General features: G+C 72.2%; 1 protein-coding gene. It reads left to right on the top strand.

The features are described from left to right. The first annotated feature begins 149 nt into the window (after positions 1 to 149). Positions 150 to 1,181, top strand: coding sequence for a lactonase family protein (locus tag V7E09_RS13865; protein WP_324511546.1), 1,032 nt, complete (start codon positions 150 to 152; stop codon positions 1,179 to 1,181). The last annotated feature ends 51 nt before the right edge of the window (positions 1,182 to 1,232 follow it).

The raw sequence follows: 1,232 nt of genomic DNA, 5'->3' as shown, positions 1-1,232 counted from the left end.
CCTGCGGCCCCTCCGCCGAGGACTGAGCCCCAGCCCGCCGAGGACTGAGCCCCAGCCCGCCGAGGACTGAGCCCCAGCCCGCTGAGGACTCCGGAAGTCCAGGAGGGGCGCCCGGCGACCGGGTCAACCACCCTCCTACGATGGGGCGCATGACGAACGCGTCCCTGGTCCTGGTCGGCAACCCCCAAGGCGGCACCATCAGCGTGCTGCGACTCGAAGAGGGCCACCTCACTCCCGTCCTGACCACCTTCGTGGGCGAGGGCTGCGGGACGTTCGCCGTCGACGATGAGCGCCGGCTCGTCTACGCGGCCACGACCGCACCGCGACCGGCCGTCGTCACGCTCACGCTCGACCCCGCCTCCGGGGCACTCACCGAGATCGCCCGCACCGACATCCCCGACAAGCTCGCCTACCTGAGCCTCGCCCGCCAGGGGACGCTGCTGCTCGGGGCGTCCTACCACGGTGGCTGGGGTGCCGTCTGGCCGATCAGCGACGGCAGTCTCGGGATCGCGAGCGGACGCGTCGAGTTCCCGCATGTCCACTGCGTCGTGGCGGATCCGGCAGGACTGAACGCCTACTTCGTCTCTCTCGGGGGCGACCTGATCGCCCAGTATGCGCTGGACGCCCGCGGTGAACTCCGCGCGTTGGTCCCCGGCACGGTGGCCGCCCCCGAAGGCTCGGGCCCCCGCCACCTGATTCTGTCCGCGGATGGATCGCAGGCCTACGTCATCACCGAGTTCTCCGGTGAGGTGATTCGATACGCACGTGGCGTGGACGGGGCGCTGAGCGCGCGCGAATCCGTCGAGATCGCCGACCCCGCTGCCGCCCTGGGACGCAGCAGGCTCGGTGCCGATCCGGCCGCCGAACGGCTCATCTGGGGCGCCGACGTCCACCTGGCTCGCGGTGGGGACCTCCTGTTGGCGACCGAACGCACCGCGAGCACCGTCGCGAGTGTCGCCGTCGGTGAAGGTGGCATCCTGGGCGCGGTGGTGGCCCGCGCGTCCACCGCGCAGCAGCCCCGTGGATTCGCCGTGTCGCCGCGGGGTGATCTCGCGGTGATCGCCGGGGAGGCCTCCGGCGGGGTGGCGCTGGTGAGCGTCGGCCCGGACGGGGCGCTGCGCACGGTGCAGACCGTCCCGACGGGGCATGGTCCCAACTGGGTCCGATTCGTCAGCGCGTGAGCGTCCCGCGATGCGGGTGAGCATGAGGAGGGCCCGAGCCTGAGTCCTCGA

This window comes from Propioniciclava sp. (genome assembly GCF_036744435.1).
GTDB lineage: Bacteria > Actinomycetota > Actinomycetes > Propionibacteriales > Propionibacteriaceae > Propioniciclava.
The sequence above is the reverse complement of the archived record's forward strand: the minus strand, read 5'-3'. Positions and strand labels throughout refer to the sequence as shown.

Bases quoted from the DNA above. Each gene is read 5' to 3' on its own strand.
- V7E09_RS13865 (WP_324511546.1), top strand. From the start codon at position 150: ATGACGAACGCGTCCCTGGTCCTGGTCGGCAACCCCCAAGGCGGCACC.